The sequence below is a fragment of the Xanthomonas sp. CFBP 8443 genome, from assembly GCF_025666195.1.
Taxonomy (GTDB): Bacteria; Pseudomonadota; Gammaproteobacteria; order Xanthomonadales; family Xanthomonadaceae; genus Xanthomonas_A.
Genome location: NZ_CP102592.1, coordinates 227,174 through 244,351, shown reverse-complemented (window position 1 = coordinate 244,351; position 17,178 = coordinate 227,174). Strand labels below are relative to the sequence as shown.

General features: G+C 68.7%; 14 protein-coding genes. 4 read left to right on the top strand and 10 right to left on the bottom strand.

All coding sequences use genetic code 11. The annotated features are described in order from the left end of the window. Positions 1–17: 17 nt before the first annotated feature. Complete coding sequence (gene rsmG, locus NUG20_RS00960) at positions 18–659, bottom strand: 16S rRNA (guanine(527)-N(7))-methyltransferase RsmG (RefSeq protein WP_263396620.1); 642 nt, start codon at positions 657–659, stop codon at positions 18–20. A gap of 244 nt (positions 660–903) precedes the next feature. Beyond that, entirely contained in the window at positions 904–1,527 is a 624-nt protein-coding gene (locus NUG20_RS00955) for a 4'-phosphopantetheinyl transferase family protein (RefSeq protein WP_263396619.1), read from the bottom strand. A gap of 129 nt (positions 1,528–1,656) precedes the next feature. Here NUG20_RS00955 and NUG20_RS00950 point away from each other — a divergent pair, with 129 nt between their 5' ends. Beyond that, a complete protein-coding gene (locus tag NUG20_RS00950; protein WP_009573531.1) occupies positions 1,657–1,908 on the top strand; it encodes a GlsB/YeaQ/YmgE family stress response membrane protein in 252 nt (83 codons plus the stop codon). A 62-nt stretch (positions 1,909–1,970) separates the two neighbouring features. On the opposite strand, the gene NUG20_RS00945 is transcribed toward NUG20_RS00950, so the two are convergent. The 6 genes from NUG20_RS00945 to NUG20_RS00920 form a co-directional block, all read right to left on the bottom strand. Continuing rightward, on the bottom strand, positions 1,971–2,402 hold the full coding sequence (locus NUG20_RS00945) for a GFA family protein (RefSeq protein ID WP_263396618.1): 432 nt from the start codon (positions 2,400–2,402) through the stop codon (positions 1,971–1,973). Next, on the bottom strand, positions 2,399–3,181 hold the full coding sequence (gene xth, locus NUG20_RS00940; protein WP_263396617.1) for an exodeoxyribonuclease III: 783 nt from the start codon (positions 3,179–3,181) through the stop codon (positions 2,399–2,401). Before xth ends, NUG20_RS00945 begins: the two co-directional genes overlap by 4 nt. 61 nt (positions 3,182–3,242) lie before the next feature. Further along, on the bottom strand, positions 3,243–4,679 hold the full coding sequence (locus tag NUG20_RS00935; RefSeq protein ID WP_263396616.1) for a coniferyl aldehyde dehydrogenase: 1,437 nt from the start codon (positions 4,677–4,679) through the stop codon (positions 3,243–3,245). Positions 4,680–5,008: 329 nt separating this feature from the next. Beyond that, on the bottom strand, positions 5,009–5,689 hold the full coding sequence (gene yjjG, locus NUG20_RS00930; protein WP_263396615.1) for a pyrimidine 5'-nucleotidase: 681 nt from the start codon (positions 5,687–5,689) through the stop codon (positions 5,009–5,011). 146 nt (positions 5,690–5,835) lie between these two features. Next, positions 5,836–7,494 carry an MFS transporter gene (locus NUG20_RS00925; RefSeq protein WP_263396614.1) on the bottom strand — a complete coding sequence of 553 codons (1,659 nt, stop codon included), beginning with the start codon at positions 7,492–7,494 and terminating at the stop codon, positions 5,836–5,838. 133 nt (positions 7,495–7,627) lie between these two features. Continuing rightward, positions 7,628–9,034, bottom strand: a complete 1,407-nt coding sequence (locus tag NUG20_RS00920; protein ID WP_263396613.1) for a DcaP family trimeric outer membrane transporter — start codon at positions 9,032–9,034, stop codon at positions 7,628–7,630. A 216-nt stretch (positions 9,035–9,250) separates the two neighbouring features. On the opposite strand from NUG20_RS00920, the gene acs reads away from it, so the two are divergent. The 3 genes from acs to NUG20_RS00905 all read left to right on the top strand — a co-directional run bounded on the left by acs (position 9,251) and on the right by NUG20_RS00905 (position 13,274). Continuing rightward, positions 9,251–11,194, top strand: a complete 1,944-nt coding sequence (gene acs / locus NUG20_RS00915) for an acetate--CoA ligase (protein WP_263396612.1) — start codon at positions 9,251–9,253, stop codon at positions 11,192–11,194. Between the two features lie 147 nt (positions 11,195–11,341). Continuing rightward, a complete protein-coding gene (locus NUG20_RS00910; protein WP_263396611.1) occupies positions 11,342–12,007 on the top strand; it encodes a response regulator transcription factor in 666 nt (221 codons plus the stop codon). Positions 12,008–12,707: 700 nt separating this feature from the next. Beyond that, on the top strand, positions 12,708–13,274 hold the full coding sequence (locus NUG20_RS00905; RefSeq protein WP_263396610.1) for a manganese efflux pump MntP: 567 nt from the start codon (positions 12,708–12,710) through the stop codon (positions 13,272–13,274). Between the two features lie 75 nt (positions 13,275–13,349). Here NUG20_RS00905 and NUG20_RS00900 read toward each other — a convergent pair whose 3' ends face one another. Together NUG20_RS00900 and NUG20_RS00895 are read right to left on the bottom strand one after the other, a co-directional pair. Continuing rightward, a complete protein-coding gene (locus tag NUG20_RS00900) occupies positions 13,350–13,946 on the bottom strand; it encodes a 2OG-Fe(II) oxygenase (RefSeq protein WP_263396609.1) in 597 nt (198 codons plus the stop codon). A 290-nt stretch (positions 13,947–14,236) separates the two neighbouring features. Next, positions 14,237–16,945 carry a TonB-dependent receptor gene (locus NUG20_RS00895; RefSeq protein ID WP_263396608.1) on the bottom strand — a complete coding sequence of 903 codons (2,709 nt, stop codon included), beginning with the start codon at positions 16,943–16,945 and terminating at the stop codon, positions 14,237–14,239. Between the last annotated feature and the right edge of the window lie 233 nt (positions 16,946–17,178).

Below are 17,178 nucleotides of genomic sequence, written 5' to 3'. Positions count from 1 at the left end.
CCGCCGCCCTCCCCGGCTCAGCCGCGCTCGACCACCACCAGGTGGCGGTCCGCGTCCAGGCCCGGCACCTGCAGCCGGTGCACCGCCTGCATCACCCAGCCCGGCGGCAGCGCGGCGATCTCCTCGTCCGGGCGCATCCCTTTCATCGCCAGCAGGCGCCCGCCCGGGCGCAGCAGGTGGCCGCCGACGGCGACGATGCCGGCCAGCGTGTCCAGCGCGCGCGCGGTCAGGACATCGTAGGCGCCGGGCTCGTCCACCGCCTCGGCGCGGGATTCGGCCACGCGCGCGTTGTCCAGGCGCAGCTGGCGTACCGCCTCGCGCAGGAACCGCGCCTTCTTGCCGTTGCTCTCGACCAGGGTCACCCGCAACTGCGGCCGCGCGATCGCCAGCGGGATGCCCGGCAGGCCGGGGCCGGTGCCCAGGTCGGCGAGCGTGCCTTCGACCACGAACGGCTGCATCGCCAGCGAATCGAGCAGGTGCCGGGTCACCATCTCGTGCGGATCGCGGACCGCGGTGAGGTTGTAGGTGCGGTTCCAGCGCGCCAGCAGCGCCAGGTAGGCCAGCAGCGGCGGCGCCAGCGCCGCGGCGTCCAGGCCTTGCGCGCGCAGGCCGTGGTCGAGCGCGGCGGGGACGGATTCGGGGAGGGAGGCGTCGTTCATCGGTGGATTATCGCAGGTGAGGCCAAGGGCGCTGCCATGTCGCGGGTGGCGTCGTCGCCGCCGGGCATCCGCAGCGGGGCGTCGCTGGTGTGGCACGGCGGCATGCAGGAGACCCTTGGCGTCGCAGTGGCGCGACCGGGCTTGGGTCCGCCAGCGACTGTTCGTCGGGGCGGCTTCGGCCGCGACCGGCGTTGCCAGCAAGGCGTCGCGGCTGAAGCCGCTCCTACAAGGGCGGTAATGGCGGCTACGCCGGCTCCAGCGGATACCAGGCCAGCGCGGCGCGATAGTCCGGCGCCGGCACCCATTCGTGCACCTGCCAGCGCGCGACCGCGCCCAGCGCCGGATCGCACCAGGCCAGGCGCAGGACGCCGGCGGCGTCCTCGGCGAAGCGCAGCCGGTGCAGCCCGAACGACAGCCCGTGGCCGTACGCCTTCAGCAGCGCCTCCTTGGCGCACCACAGGCGGAAGAACAGCGCCTCGCGCGCCGGCTCGGCCAGCGCCTGCAAGGTCGCGACCTCGTCGGGGTGGAAGAACCGTTGCGCCACCTCCAGCAATCGCGGCCGCGGGCGCTGGTGCTCGATGTCCACGCCCAGCCGCGCGTGCGCGCCGATGCCCACCAGCAGATAGCCGCCGCTGTGGCTCCAGCCGGTGCCGACGTGCGCCAGCGGCGCGTGCAGCCAGGGCCGGCCGCGTTCGTCGCGGCGCAGCGGCAGGTGCGCCTCCGGCGTCGCCAGTTCGGCGGCCAGCAGGCGCCGTGCCTGCGCCTCGCCCGGCGTGCGCGGCGGATGCGGGCGCAGCCACAGCGCCACCGGGCCGAAGCGCCAGTCGGGCGGATCGGGATGCAATGGTGCGTCGGGCGCGACGCTCACGCCGCCTCCACGAACCGCAACGCCCGCTGCGCCGCGCCGGCCTGGATACACGGCCGCTTCACGGCAGCGCTCCTTAAATGGCCCGCGCCACACCGCTCCCGGTGCGGGCACACGCTAGGAGTCTTATCCATGGGCATCATCATCTGGTTGATCGTCGGCGGCATCGTGGGCTGGCTGGCCAGCATCATCATGCGCCGTGACGCACAGCAGGGCATCATCCTGAATATCGTCGTCGGCATCATCGGCGCGTTGATCGCCGGCTGGTTGTTCGGCGGCGGCATCAACCAGGCGATCACCCTGTGGACGTTCCTGTACTCGTTGATCGGCGCGGTCATCTTGCTCGCCATCGTCAACCTGTTCACCCGCGGCCGCGCGCGCTAAGCGCAGGCGCCCCGCAGGTTCGCGCAAACGCCCGGTTCGCCGGGCGTTTGCGTTTGCGGCGCTCATGGGGCGGCGCGGTCGGCCGGATGATGCACGCCGTCGCTGACCGGGACCGCGATGGCCAGCGCGTACGGATCCACGCCTTCCAGGCAGCCGACGTTGTAACCGTACTCGTTGGGATCGGAGCGGCGCTGGTGATGCGTGTAGATCCCGCACACGCCGCAGAAATAGTGCTGCGCGGTGTGGGTATTGAAGCTGTAAAGGCGCAGCACGTCGGCCCCCTCGCGCACGTGCAGTGCGGCCAACGGCACCGAACCGACGATCGCACCGCGGCGGCGGCACAGCGAACAGTTGCAGCGGCGCGGGTCGACGATGCCGTGCGGCAGTTCCAGGTCGATCTGCACCGCGCCGCAGTGGCAGCTGAGCCGGTGCAGCGGCGCGATCGCGGTGTCGCCGACCTTGTCGATGCAGCGGCGCGGATGACGCTCGTTCATGCGCCGACTCCTTGCTCCAGTTCGATCCAGGCCGGCGCATGGTCGCTGGGGCGGTCCCAGGTGCGCGGTTCGCGGTCGATGCCGGCCGCGCGCGTGCTCGCCTTCAGCGCGTCGGAGACCAGGGTCAGGTCGATGCGCAGGCCGAGGTCGCGGCGGAAGCCGGCCTGGCGGTAGTCCCACCAGCTGAAGATGCCGCCGTCGGCGTGGTGCAGGCGGAAGCCGTCGTGCAGGCCCAGCGCCTGCAGCTTGTGCAGCGCGCCGCGCTCGGCGGTGGAGGTGAGGATGTGGTTGTCGCTCCACACCAGCGGGTCGTGCACGTCGCGCGGGTCCGGCGCGATGTTGAAGTCGCCCAGCACCACCATGCGCGGATGGCGCTGCAGCTCGGCGGCGAGCCAGTCGTGCACCGCCTCGAGCCAGCGCAGCTTGTAGGCGTACTTGTCGGTGCCCACGTCCTGGCCGTTGACCACGTACAGGTTGACGATGCGCAGGTCGCCGACGGTGGCGGCGATGACCCGCTTCTGCTCGTCCTCCAGACCGGGCACGCCGATCTGCACGTCGCTGGCCGGCGTGCGCGACAGGATCGCCACGCCGTTGTAGGTCTTCTGCCCGGCGAACACGCTGCGATAGCCCGCCTCGGCCAGCGCCGCATCCGGGAACTTGTGGTCTTCCAGCTTGGTTTCCTGGATGCCGACGATGTCCGGCGCGAACGCCGCCAGCCACTGTTGCAGGTGCGGCAGGCGCACGTTGAGCGAGTTGACGTTCCAGGAGGCGATTTTCATGCCGCGCAGTTTAACCGCTGGTGGCGCGGACGCTGTACCCATCGCGCTCGACGCGCGCGCCTCAGCGCACCAGCAGGTCGAGCACGCGCGCGATGCGCCGGTACGGCGGCTTCAGCAGATCGCTGCCGGCGCGGCGCGACTGCCACAGGATCGGCAGCGCCTTGCTGAAGGCATCGAAGCCGGCGCGGCCGTGATAGGCGCCCATGCCGCTGGGGCCGATGCCGCCGAACGGCAGCGCGTTGGCGGCGAAGTGCAGCAGGCTGTCGTTGACGGTGACGCCGCCGGCGACGGTGGCGTGCAGGATCGCTTCGACCTGCGCGCGGTCATGGCTGAAGGGATACAGCGCCAGCGGCCGGTCGCGGCCGTTGACCATCGCGATCGCCTCGTCCAGCGTGCGGTAGCTGCGCAGCGGCAGGATCGGGCCGAAGATCTCTTCCTGCATCAGCAGCGCATCGTCGCCGGGTTGCAGCACCACGGTCGGCACGATCAGGCGCTCGCGCTCGGCACGCTCGGGTTCGACGCTGGCCAGTTCGATCACCTCCAGGCCGCGCGCGCGCGCATCGTCCAGGTAGCCGCGCAGGCGCCGGTACTGGCCTTCGTTGACGATGCGGGTGTAGTCGTCGGCCACGGCGAAGTCGCCGTAGCGCGCCAACACCTGCGCGCGCAGCGCCTGCACCAGCGCCGCGCTGCGGCCGGCGTCGACCAGCACGTAGTCCGGCGCGATGCAGGTCTGCCCGGCGTTGAACCACTTGCCGGTGGCCAGGCGCGCGGCGGCCTGCTCCAACGGGTAATCGGCGCAGACGATGGCCGGCGACTTGCCGCCCAGTTCCAGGGTCAGCGGGGTCAGGTTCGGCGCGGCGGCGGCCATCACCTTGCGCCCGACCGCGGTGGAGCCGGTGAACACCAGGTGGTCCAGCGGCAGCGCGGCGAAGGCGCCGGCCACCTCGGCCCCGCCCAGCGCCAGCGCCACGCGCTGCGGCGGGAACACTTCGGCCAGCAGCGAGTCCAGGAACTGCGCGGTGCGCGGGGTGTGCTCGGAGGGTTTCAGGTAGACGTGGTTGCCGGCGGCGATGGCGGTGGCCAGCGGGATCAGCGCCAGGTTGACCGGGTAGTTCCACGGCGCGATCACCCCGACCACGCCGACCGGCACCGGCCGCACTTCGGCGCGCGCCGGCCACAGCCGCCAGCCGGCGCCGACGCGCTGCGGCCGCATCCAGCGCTTGAGGTGGCGCAACAGATGGTCGATCTCGCCGAGCACGGTCATGCCGTCGGCCAGCAGCGATTCGTGGCGCGAGCGATGGCCGAAATCGGCGGCAATGGCGTCGGCCATCTCCGGCAGGCGCCGCTTCAGCGCCACGCGCAGGCGCTGCAGGTCATCGCGGCGTTGCGCCTGGTCGGGCTTGGCCGCCTGCCAGGCCGTGCGCAGCCGTTGTAAGGTGGCCGGCAGGTCGGCGAGCGGCGTGTCGGCGCCGTGGGAAGCGGGGTCGGAAATGGGCATGGGCGCACTATACGATGCCGGCGTATGGCCCGATGTCGGCGATGCCGGACAGGCCGTGGCGCGGCGGCGGCGGAGGGGCAACCGGAGATCGCTTGATGCGCGCGCCGCAGGGTTTACCGCGTCGCGACTGAAGTCGCTCCCACAATGGGTCGACCGGCATGCGGCCCTTGTAGTAGGGGCTTCAGCCCCGATGGCGTTCGCCATTCGGATAGCTTGGTTCCCTACCTCAGCAAGCATGAAGTGCGCCGAGGCTGTGGGTCGCGGCTGAAGCCGCTCCTACAGAAAGCGCTGAAGCGCTTCGGCGATGGCGCGCGGCGCAACACGCGCGGTCATGTCTCCTCGAGCAACAATGCCTGCAGCTGCGCCAGCGTGGTCACTTCGTAGTGCGGCACGATGCCCTCGGGCGCCGGCAGGGCGTGCGCGTTGAACCAGCAGGTGTGCAGGCCGGCGGCCAGACCGCCGGCGATGTCGGCGTGCGGGTTGTCGCCGACCATCAGCACCTGCGCGGGCGGCGGATCGCCCAGCTGCGCCAGGGCGTGCGCGAAGATGCCCGGGTGCGGCTTGGCCACGCCCACCTGCTCGGAAATGGCGACGACCTCGAAACGGTCGTGCAGGCCGGTGCGCAGCAGCCGCGCCTGCTGCAACACGGTGAAGCCGTTGGTGACCAGGCCCAGCCGCGCGCGTCCGCGCAATGCGTCCAGCAAGGCCACCGCGCCGTCCAGCGGTGCGCACAACTCGGCCATCGCCGTCAGGAACGCGGCGTTCAAGGTCTCCGGCGCGGTCTGCAGGCGCTGCGCCCAGCCGGCGAAGCGGCGCTGCTGCAACTGCAGTGCGGTGATCGCGCCGTTCTGGTATTCCACCCACAACGGCCGGTTGAGCGCGGTGTAGTCGGCGTAGTCCTGCTCGGCGAAGGCGACGCCGTAGCCGGCGAACATGCGCTGCAGGCCGGCGTAGGCATCGAAGCGGAACAGCGTGTCGTCGGCGTCGAACAGGATCCAGCGGTAGCGCATGCGGCGGTCTACGGGTGTGTGCAGCGCGCATGGTAAGCGCATGCCGCCGCCGTCGATGCCAGCGCCGCGGCGTAGCGCACAAACGACGACGCCGGCACGAGGCCGGCGTCGCAGTGCCGGAAGCTCCGGCGCAAGGGCAGACACCCTTACTTGGTGATGTCCACGTTACGCGTCTCGCGCAGGAACAGCGTGCCCAGCACCAGGGTCATCAGCGCGATGCCGATGGGATACCACAGGCCGTAGTAGATGTTGCCGGTGCCGGCCACCAGGGCGAAGGAGATCGCCGGCAGGAACCCGCCGAACCAGCCGTTGCCGATGTGGTACGGCAGCGACATCGAGGTGTAGCGGATGCGGGTCGGGAACAGTTCGACCAGGAACGCGGCGATAGGGCCGTAGACCATGGTCACGTAGATCACCAGCACCCACAGCAGCAGGATCGTCATCGGGATGTTGATGCGCGCGGTATCGGCCTTCTCCGGATAGCCGGCCGCGGTCAGCGCGCCCTTGAGCTCCTTGCCGAAGGCGTCGGCCTTGGGCTTGGCGTCGGCCTTGCTCAGGCCAGCGGCCTCGTAGGAGGCGACCTGGCTGCCGCCGATGTGCACCTGCGCCAGCGAACCCGGCGCTGCCGGCTGCACTTCATACGGCACGCCGGCCTTGGTCAGCGCGGCGGTGGCCACGTCGCAGGAGCTGGTGAACTTGCGCACGCCCACCGGATCGAACTGGAAGCTGCAGGTGGTCGGATCGGCCAGCACCTGCGCCGGCGACTTGGTGCGCGCCTCTTCCACCGCGGGATTGGCGAAGTGGGTGATGCCCTTGAACAGCGGCATGTAGGTCACCGCCGCCAGCAGGCAGCCGAGCAAGATGATCTTCTTGCGGCCGATCTTGTCCGACAGCCAGCCGAAGAACAGGAAGAACGGCGTGGCCAGCGCCAGCGCCGCGGCGATCAGCAGGTAGGACACGGTCGGATCGACCTTGAGCGTGCTCTGCAGGAAGAACAGCGCGTAGAACTGGCCGCCGTACCAGACCACGGCCTGGCCGGCGGTGGCGCCGAGCAGCACGATCAGCATCAGCTTGAAGTTGCCGTCCTTGAGGCTGTCGCGGAACGGCTGCTTGGAGCCCTTGCCCTCGGCCTTCATCTGCTGGAACAGCGGCGATTCGCTCAGCTGCAGGCGGATCCACACCGACACGCCGAGCAGGATGATCGAACCCAGGAACGGGATGCGCCAGCCCCATGCCTCGAATGCCTCGGTGCCCAGGGTCAGGCGGCACGCCAGGATCACCAGCAGCGACAGGAACAGGCCAAGGGTGGCGGTGGTCTGGATGAAGCTGGTGTACAGGCCGCGCTTGCCCGGCGGCGCATGCTCGGCGACGTAGGTCGCCGCACCACCGTACTCGCCGCCCATCGCCAGGCCCTGGGCCAGGCGCAGCACGATCAGGATCACCGGCGCGGCCACGCCCCAGGTGTTGTAGTTGGGCAGCACGCCGACCAGGAAGGTGGAGATGCCCATGATCAGGATGGTGACCAGGAACGTGTACTTGCGGCCGATGCGGTCGCCCAGGCTGCCGAAGAACGCGGCGCCGAACGGGCGCACGAAGAAGCCGGCGGCGAAGGCCAGCAGCGCGAAGATCATGCCGGTGGTCTCGTTGACCCCGCTGAAGAACTGCTTGGCGATGATCGCGGCGAGCGACCCGTACAGGTAGAAGTCGTACCACTCGAAGACGGTGCCCAGGCTGGAGGCGAAGATCACCTTCTTGTGGCCCTTGGTCAGCGGCTGGCCTGACGGGTTGATGGCGGTGCTGGACATAGGAAGCTTCCCCTCCGAAGCGGTATGGTGTGGCGGTGGCGGTAAAGGTGGTCGAAGCGCAATCCGTCGCGTGCGTCTGGCGGGCCCGCGGCGGCGCGGCGCGCCCTCCCGGGGCGCCGCGCCGGCCGTGGCCTCAGAAGCTGTACTTGGTGGTGAACTGCAGGCGGGTGATGTCGCCCTTGGCGCCGCTTTCGATCTCGCGCTTGCCGTACATCAGCTCGGCGCCGACATCGACCTTGGGCATCGGCGTATAGAAGATGTTGCCGCGGATGCTCTGCACGCTCTTGGTCACGCCCAGCCCGGTCAGCGCGGTGTCGTTGTCGTAGTCGCTGCGCGCGTAGATCAGGTTGGTGCGCAGCTTGGGCGAGAACGCATGGCGCCAGCCGATGTAGCCGGCGACCACGCCGACCGTGTCCAGGTCGCGGTCGGCCGCGTCGTAGACCGCGTTCTGGGCGATGCCCAGGCCGACGTAGCGGCCGATGCCTTCGCCGCCGCTGAGCTGGTAGAACAGGCTGTCGCTGTCCCCGGCCACCCACTTGCCGCCCAGGGTCAGGCCGCCGGAGACCTTGCTGGCGTCGGCGCCGGTGGCGCGGTTGTCCACCTTCTGCTGGCCGAGCAGACCGCCGATGCCGAAGCTGCCCCAGTCGCCCTTCCAGCCGTAGCGCACGGTCAGGTCCGGCAACGCACCGCGGTCGGAGCTGGCGCTGGTGACGACGCCAGTCGCGCTGCGGTTGTAGACCGTGGTCTCCGGGTTCTCCAGGGCGATGCTGAAACCGCCGTTGGTGTAGCGCACCTGCGCCTGGCGCACGAAGATCACGCCGTCGGTGGGGCCGATGAAGTCGGCCGCTTCCGGCAGCGCCGCCGGATCCATGAAGTTGGACCAGGTCTGGCCGGCCAGCCAGTGGTTCCAGTACATGTAGGCATGGCGCAGGGTGGCGCCGTAAGTGTTGGTGGCGGTCTGGGTGCCCAGGGAATTGCCGAAGAAGTCCAGCTCCACCAGCGCGCCGGCCTTGTTGCCGGCGTCGGTGACGCTGTCCACGCCAAAGTTGATGCGCGAGAACTTGGCGTGCGCATTGTAGTCGGTGCCCGACTTGCCGCCGCCGACCGGAGTCTGCCCGGGCAGGTACAGCGCGCGGCCGGTGGCGTCGTCGGCGAGCTGGCCGTCGCCGGTGCGGGTGGCCAGGAAATCGGCCTTGATGAAGCCGCCGACCTTGAACGTGGTGCCGGGCGCGGCGCCGGGGGTGATGGTGGTCACCTGGATCGGCGCCTTGCCGGCCGGCAGCGCCGGTGCCGCGGCCTGGCTGGACTTCACCGCCGCCACCTCGGTCTGGGTCTGCGCGATCTGACCCTGCTGCTGTTGCTGCGAGGACAGCAGCAGCTGCACCTGCCGTTCCAGCTCGGCCACGCGGGCCTCCAGCGCCTGTTCGCGCGCCGACGGCGTCTTGCCGCTCTGGGCGAAGGCCGCGCCGGGCGCGATCAGGGCGACGAACAGCGCAGCGGCCAACGGGCGCCGTGCCAAGGATGCGATGCGGTTGCTCATTACTCCCTCCCGAATAATGGATGTCCACCGCGCGCAGGCACGGCTGGACCCAGAGTGCGCGCCGCGGCAGGGCGCGCCTATTGGCCATTAGTCGAACAGCGGCGGGTTTACGACCATCGTCTAAAGCCGGGCGCGTGCGCGCTTAACGGTGGATGCGGCACACTGCGCCATGACGCGCCGCCGCATGCGGCGCCCCCGTTCATTGCAGAGGGAACCATGGCCGATATCTATCCCGTCGATCCGCAGTTCGCCGCCCAGGCACGGATCGACAAGACCCAGTACCAGACCCTGTACCGGCAGTCGGTGGAACAGCCGGAGGCGTTCTGGGGCCAGGCCGCCGAGCGCCTGGACTGGTTCAAGAAGCCGACCCGGATCAAGGACGTGAGCTTCGCCCTGGACGACTTCCGCATCCGCTGGTTCGACGACGGCGAGCTCAACGCCAGCGTCAACTGCCTGGATCGCCAGCTGGCCACCCGCGGCGACAAGACCGCGCTGCTGTTCGAACCGGACAGCCCGGACGCGCCGTCCTACAACGTCAGCTACCGCGAGCTGTACGAGCGCGTGTGCCGGCTCGGCAACGCGCTGCGCAAGCTCGGAGTCAAGAAGGGCGACCGCGTCACCATCTACCTGCCGATGATCCCCGACGCGGCGGTGGCGATGCTGGCCTGCGCGCGCATCGGCGCGATCCACTCGGTGGTGTTCGGCGGTTTCGCGCCCAACTCGATCGCCGACCGGGTGATCGACTGCGGCAGCAAGCTGATCATCACCGCCGACGAAGGCCTGCGCGGCGGCAAGAAGATCCCGCTCAAGGCCAACGTCGATGCGGCGCTGAAGCTGCCCGGTACCACGACCGTGGAGACCGTGCTGGTGGTGCGACACACCGGCGGCGCGGTGGACATGCAGGCCCCGCGCGACCGCTGGTTCCACGACGTGGTCGACAGCCAGCCGGCCGAATGCGAGCCCGAGCGCATGAACGCCGAGGATCCGCTGTTCATCCTCTACACCTCCGGTTCCACCGGCAAGCCCAAAGGCGTGCTGCACACCACCGCCGGCTACCTGCTGTACGCGGCCTATACCCACGAGGCGGTGTTCGACCTGCGCGAGGACGACATCTACTGGTGCACCGCCGACGTCGGCTGGGTCACCGGCCACAGCTACATCGTCTATGGCCCGCTGGCCAACGGCGCCACCGCGCTGATGTTCGAGGGCGTGCCCAACTACCCGAACGTGTCGCGCTTCTGGGACGTCATCGACAAGCACCAGGTCACGATCTTCTACACCGCGCCGACCGCGATCCGCGCGCTGATGCGCGAGGGCGAGGCGCCGGTCAAGCGTACGTCGCGCGCGTCCTTGCGCCTGCTCGGCAGCGTCGGCGAACCGATCAACCCCGAGGCCTGGCGCTGGTACTTCGACGTGGTCGGCGACGGCCGCTGCCCGATCGTGGACACCTGGTGGCAGACCGAGACCGGCGGCATCCTGATCACCCCGCTGGCCGGCGCGATCGACCTCAAGCCCGGCTCGGCGACGCTGCCGTTCTTCGGTGTGCAGCCGGCCCTGGTCAACGCCGACGGCGAGATCCTGGAAGGCGCCACCGAAGGCAACCTGGTACTGCGCGACTCGTGGCCGGGGCAGATGCGCACCGTCTACGGCGACCACCAGCGCTTCATCGACACCTACTTCCGTACCTATCCGGGCAGCTACTTCACCGGCGACGGCTGCCGCCGCGACGAAGACGGCTACTACTGGATCACCGGCCGCGTGGACGACGTCATCAACGTCTCCGGCCACCGCATCGGTACCGCAGAAGTGGAGAGCGCGCTGGTCTCGCACCCGAAGGTGGCCGAGGCCGCGGTGGTCGGCTTCCCGCACGACATCAAGGGCCAGGGCATCTATGCCTACGTGACCCTGGTGGCGGACGAGCAGCCGAGCGAGGCGCTGCACAAAGAACTGGTGGCCTGGGTGCGCAAGGAGATCGGCCCGATCGCCGCGCCCGACCACCTGCAATGGGCGCCGGGCCTACCCAAGACCCGCTCGGGCAAGATCATGCGCCGCATCCTGCGCAAGATCGCCGAGAACGCGCCGGACCAGCTCGGCGACACCTCGACCCTGGCCGATCCGTCGGTAGTCGATTCGCTGGTGAACGAACGGCTGACGCGCTGAGGCGTGACAGCCGGGATTCGGGAATCGGGATTGGGGATTCGCCAAGCGGTCCCCGCCCCACTTCCACCTCACTGACGCCGCCACGCTGCCGCTGTTGCCGTCGCTCCAACGACTCCCAAATCCCCAATCCCCACTCCCGGCCCCACAATGACCACCCTGCTGATCGCCGACGACCATCCCCTGTTCCGCGAGGCGCTGCGCGGGGCGGTGCAGCGGGTGATGCCGGGGGTGCAGCTGTACGAGGCCGACAGCGTCGAGGCGCTGTACGCGCTGGCCGACCACCACGCCGATGCCGACCTGTTGCTGATGGATCTCAACATGCCCGGCGCGCAGGGTTTCAGTGCGCTGGTGCACATGCGCGCGCTGCATCCGCAGCTGCCGGTGGTGGTGGTGTCCGCGCGCGAGGAGCCGACGGTGATGCGCCGCGCGCTGGACCACGGCGCGTTCGGCTTCATTCCCAAGTCGGCCGACTCGGACACCATCGGCCTGGCCCTGGGCACGGTGCTGGACGGCGAACGCTGGGCGCCGCCGGAAGCGCACAACATGCCGCCCACCGACCGCGCCGAACGCGAGGTCGGGCAGCGCCTGCGCGAACTGACCCCGCAACAGTTCCGGGTGCTGCAGATGCTCGGCGCCGGCCGCCTCAACAAGCAGATCGCCTACGACCTGGGCGTGTCCGAGGCCACCATCAAGGCGCACGTCACCGCGATCCTGCGCAAGCTCGGCGTCACCAACCGCACCCAGGCGGTGCTGATGGCCGGCAAGCTGGCGATCGACAGCGATGGCATCGTGCTGCCGCTGGAAGAGGAATAGAGCCAGGCATTCCCGCGACGACGCGGGTGCAGCGCTTCGTCCGATGTGCGTGGCGTTTCGCGGGAACGGTGCGGTGCCCTGATCGCTTCGCGACGGGGCGTGCAGCGGCGGCGATGCCAGCAGACCGTCGAGAGTTGTCCTGAGGACCGCCTGGCGCAACTCCTGCAAGATGGTTTCAACCCAGTACGCGGTTCGCGTATCCATCGCGGCCTCGCCAGCACACGTCTCCTCACCCGGCTGTGGTGGTGCCTGGAGGTTTTCGGTCGCGGCTGAAGCCGCTCCCACAGGGGGACATCGCGGATTGACGGCATCTCACTGTAGGAGCGGCTTCAGCCGCGACCGCTGTTCGCAGCGTGCGCCTTAGCCTGCCGCATCCATTGCCGATGCACGCCGATCGCCTCCGACACTCCGCTGCCGCAGCGGCGGCGATGGGCCACCCATATAGCTGCTGCTAAGAAGAAAAGCTGCAGGTTCGCGCGCGTTCGAAGCGTATTCGCCGGCATTCGCCGCTGTTAGAATGCGCGTCCCTTGGGGAGTAGCCTGCTGTCCGGCGTGTCCGGACAGTGCCCGCATCAACACACTCGGCCGTTGCGCCGTGGTGCGGGCAGCCATCTCGGTTGGCGAGACCAGCGGCGAGCGTGCGTGGCGAAAGCCGGGCGTGCGCGCTCGTCGTCGTCTCCTGCCCCGGCGCGGTTCCCCCATGTCGTTTCTTTCGATTCTGTTGCTCGGCATCGCCATGTCCACGGACGCCTTCGCCGCGGCGGTCGGCAAGGGCGCGGCCATGCGCAAGCCGCTCTGGCGCGACGCCCTGCGCGCCGGGCTGATCTTCGGCTGCATCGAGGCGCTGACGCCGGTGCTGGGCTGGCTGCTGGGCCAGGCCGCGGCCAAGTACGTGGCCGCGTTCGATCACTGGATCGCGTTCGGCCTGCTCGGCGCGCTGGGCGTGCACATGATCGTCGCCGGGCTCAAGCCGCAGGAAGCCGAGCAGGCCGACGACGCGCGCAAGCGCCACGGCTTCTGGAGCCTGGCCGCGACCGGGCTGGCGACCAGCATCGATGCGATGGCGGTCGGCGTCGGCCTGGCTTTCCTCGACGTGAACATCGTCGAGGTCGCCGCGGTCATCGGCCTGTGCACGCTGACTATGGTGACCCTGGGCATCATGCTTGGCCGCGTGCTCGGCAGCCTGGCCGGCAAGCGCGCGGAGATCGTCGGCGGCGCGCTGCTGATCGCGATCGGCAGCACCATCCTGTACGAGCATCTGCAGTGAGGCCGGGATTGGGGAGTTGGGATTGGGGATTCGCAACGGCGAAGCGCCTCGCTGTCTAGCCCCCAATCGGCCGCTTCATCCCCGCGGCGGCGGGGACGGCTTGGCGGTGAATTCCAGGTAGGTGGACAGGATGTACTTGTCGCCGCTGCGCGGCGGCAGCGCGGCGTGCATGTACATCCAGTACGGCGGGAACATCAGCAGGCGTCCGGTGCGCGGCGCGACCTCCAGGTCCAGGTCGACGAAGCGGGTCTGGCCGCCCTCGGCCACGTCGTTGAGATACCACAGCAGCACCAGGTAGCGGCCGGTCTCCTCGTCGCAGGCGTCGAAATGCGGCTGGAAGCGCTCGCCGGCGCTGGCGCGGTAGCGCTTGATGCGCAGGTCGGCCAGGCGCGGGCGCCACGGCACCGGTGCGGACAGGCCGAGATCGGCGTTGTAGCGCGTCAATGCCGCACGCACCTGTTCGATGAAGAATCCCTGGAAGGCCGGATCGGCCGCGCGGGTCACGTTGAGCTCGGTCCAGGCGCTGTCGTGCAGGCCGGCGCGCGCGCCGGCGCCGTTATGGCGGTGCTGCGCCGATGCGTGTTCGAACTGCGCGATCAGTTGGCGACAGAAGCCGGCCTGCAGCGCGGCATCGTAGACGCGGACGTAGTGGCGAAGGTCGGTGTGGTTCATGCGCTCGGGCGCCTGTGCATCGTGGCGGGATGGCTGTTGCGATTCGCAGTGGCGACCATCGTTGGCGCCGCTTCGGCCAGGCGGCGCGCCGACCGCGAAGACCGCACAGACCGGCAGTCAGCAGCGACTGCATCGATCGCCACAGCACGGCGTCTGCCATTGCACCACTGCAGCGTCCCGGTCTGCCTCGCCATCGATGAATTCCTCAAAAAAACGGCGCGCCCAAACCGGACGCGCCGTGTGTCGCCCGCCAGCGTCCTTGCGCATGCAAGAGACGCCGGCCAAGACACTCAGAACCGATAGGTCGCGCGCATCCAGTAGTAGCGGCCGACCGTGTCGTAGGTGCTCACGTCGGTGTTCGCGTTCAGCACGTTGTTCTGGTACAGCACCGGCGGTTGCTTGTTGAACAGATTGTCCACGCCCAGGTCGAAGCGGATGTTGGCGTCGGCCATGTCGTAGCCAAGCTGCAGCGCGTGGTACATGTAGCTGCCGTAGTTCAGCACCACACCCTTGTCGGCGGCATCGGCGGACATGTTCTCCGATAGGTCGGTGCTGCCGACCTGGATCTTGCCGACCCAGCGCGTGGTCCAGGTCGCGTCCCAGTTGCCCAGCTTCCAGCCGATCTGGCCGCGGGCGCGCCAGCGCGCGTAGTTGCCGTACGACGAGTTGTACTTGCCGGCCATGTGCACCACCGAGTCGCCGGTGTCGATGTCGTAGCGCTGCAGGTAGGTGCTGTCCAGGGCCAAGGTGAACTTGCCGTAGGCCGTCTCCGGCAGCGCGTAGTTGGCGCCGAAGTCGATGCCCTGGGTGTCCAGCTTGCCGATGTTGACCACCGGGGTCTCGATGTAGTCGATGTTGCCGGCGCTGACCGTGCCCGCCGCATAGCGGTGGATGTAGCTGCAGTACGGGCTGCTCTCGTCGTTGTAGCAGATGTTGGCCACGGTCTGTGCTGAGATCGACTGGATCAGGTCGTCGAGCTTGACCTTCCACCAGTCGGCGTTGAACGACAGGCCCGGCACGGACTCGGGGCTGTAGACGATACCGTAGTCGTAGGAGGTGCCCTTCTCCGGCTTCAGGTTGTAGTTGGCGTAGGTCGAGCCGGACACGATCGCGTTGGTCTGCGACAGGCCCGAGCCGCTCCAGCCGGCGGCCACGCCTTCGCAGGCGTTCTCGTGGCCGCTGCCGCTGTAGTCGATGCACGGATCGGTGAAGGTCGGCGAGTTCGCGGTCGGACCCTGGTACAGATCGTAAATGGTTGGCGCGCGGAACACCTGCGCCACGGTACCGCGCACCATCAGGTCGTGGATCGGGCGCCACTCGAGCTGGAACGAGGCGCTGTTGTTGGTCGAGCTGACGCTGCTGTAGTCGGAGAAGCGATCGCTCAGGGTGACGTTCAACGCGCCGATCGGCGAGGACTGCGCCAGCAGCGGGATGAACAGCTGCGCATAGGCTTCCTTGACGCTGAAGGAGCCGCTCAGCGGCGAGGAGCACGCCTCGGAGGAAATCTCGCAGGTATTGTCGCTGTTGATCAGCGCATTGCTGGAGACGGTGTAGCCCAGGCTCTCCTTTCGATACAACGCGCCGACCGCCAGCTGTGCGCTGCCGGCCGGCAACTCCCACACGCTGCCGTTGGCGCTGGCTTCCCACTGGCGGGTGATGCTCGTGGTCTGGTAGCGCGGGATCGACTCGTGGCTGTTCATCCAGTCGATGGTGTTGGCGTCGGTCTGGTCGAAGATGTTCACTTCGCCCGCATCGATCGCATCCTGCAACGCCGCGTAGTCCACATAGCCGTGGCTCCAGTTGCGCTGCTTGTAGTGCCCGTAATTGAAGTTGACGTCCCACACCCAGCTGGTATCGCCGATGCTGCCCTTCAAGCCGAGCACGTCCTGGTCGGTAGCGGTGTCGTAGAAGGTCTGGCGCTGGCCCAGCGAGCTGAAGCGGGTGCGGTACTCGTAGCCATTGGGGCCGAACTCGACGCCGAACGGGTTGTACGGGTTATCGGCGGCGATGGTGAGGCCGTCGCTCTGCGCATCGAACGGCAGCGGCGCGATCGCGGAGTTCGACATCGTGTGGTTGTGGTAGGCGTTGACGTAGGCCTGCACCTTGTCGGTGATGTTGAAGCTGCCCAGCACGAAGCTGTTGACGCGCTGCTGCGGGGTCATCAGCAGGTTCTGCGCCTGGTAGTTGTAGGCATCGGAGGAGGAGTAGCACTTGTAGCCGCCACCGCCGTCGCTGGTCATCGCGCCGTTGGCGCTGCAACCGTTGGCGGCCAGCGTGCTTGCCGGCAGCTTGTAGTAGCCGCTGGGGGTGCGGCTGGAGCCGCCCTTGTAGACGCTGCCGCTGGACAGATACATCGCGTCCTTGGAGAACGCGCGATCGGCCGAGGAAATCGCTTTTTGCTTGTTGTAGTCGATGCCGACCACGAGGTTGCCGCGGTCCCAGGTCTTGCCGAAGGTGAAGGCGCCGCCCTGGCGGGCGCCGTCGCCGCGGCTGGCCTGGCCGTAGTTGGCGACGAATTCGCCGCCTTCGAAATTCTTGCGCAGGATGAAGTTGACCACGCCGCCGATGGCGTCGGAGCCGTATAGCGCCGACGCACCGACCTTCAGCACTTCGACATGATCGATCATGCTGGTCGGGATCGAATTGATGTCGTTGTTGAGGATGCGGTGGCCGTCGATCAGGATCAGCGTGCGCTGGTCGCCGAGGCCGCGCAGCGACACCGTCGAGGCGCCGTCGCCGCCGCCGTTGTTGACCTGCGGATTGGTCGCGTCGCCGGCGATGCCGGGCAGCGACTGCATCAGGTCGCCGAGGGTCTGCTTGCCGCTCTGCTGGATCTGCTGGCGATCGACCACGGTGACCGGGCTGGCGGTCTCCACGTCCACGCGGCGCACCAGCGAGCCGGTCACGGTGACCCGGTCCAGGTCCACCGCGCCATCGGCCGCTGCCGGCGCAGCGGTATCGGCGCCTTGCGCGTAGAGCGTGGCGGGAAGCGTGGCCATTCCCAGGCAGATGGCCTGGGCGAGTCTGTTCTTCGGTACGGACATTGGGGAAAACCTCATGTGATGGGCAACAGCACGCCAGCGGTGCACGCGGACGCGAACCGATTTCCGATCGCGCAGGGCGCGATGTCTTTTTGTTGGATACCTCGGGCAGACGTCGTCGGGACCGTCAAGCACTTGTTAGTTTTTTATAAGAAAAGTGTTGTTTCGCTGTGCCGGATTGCGCCAGCGCT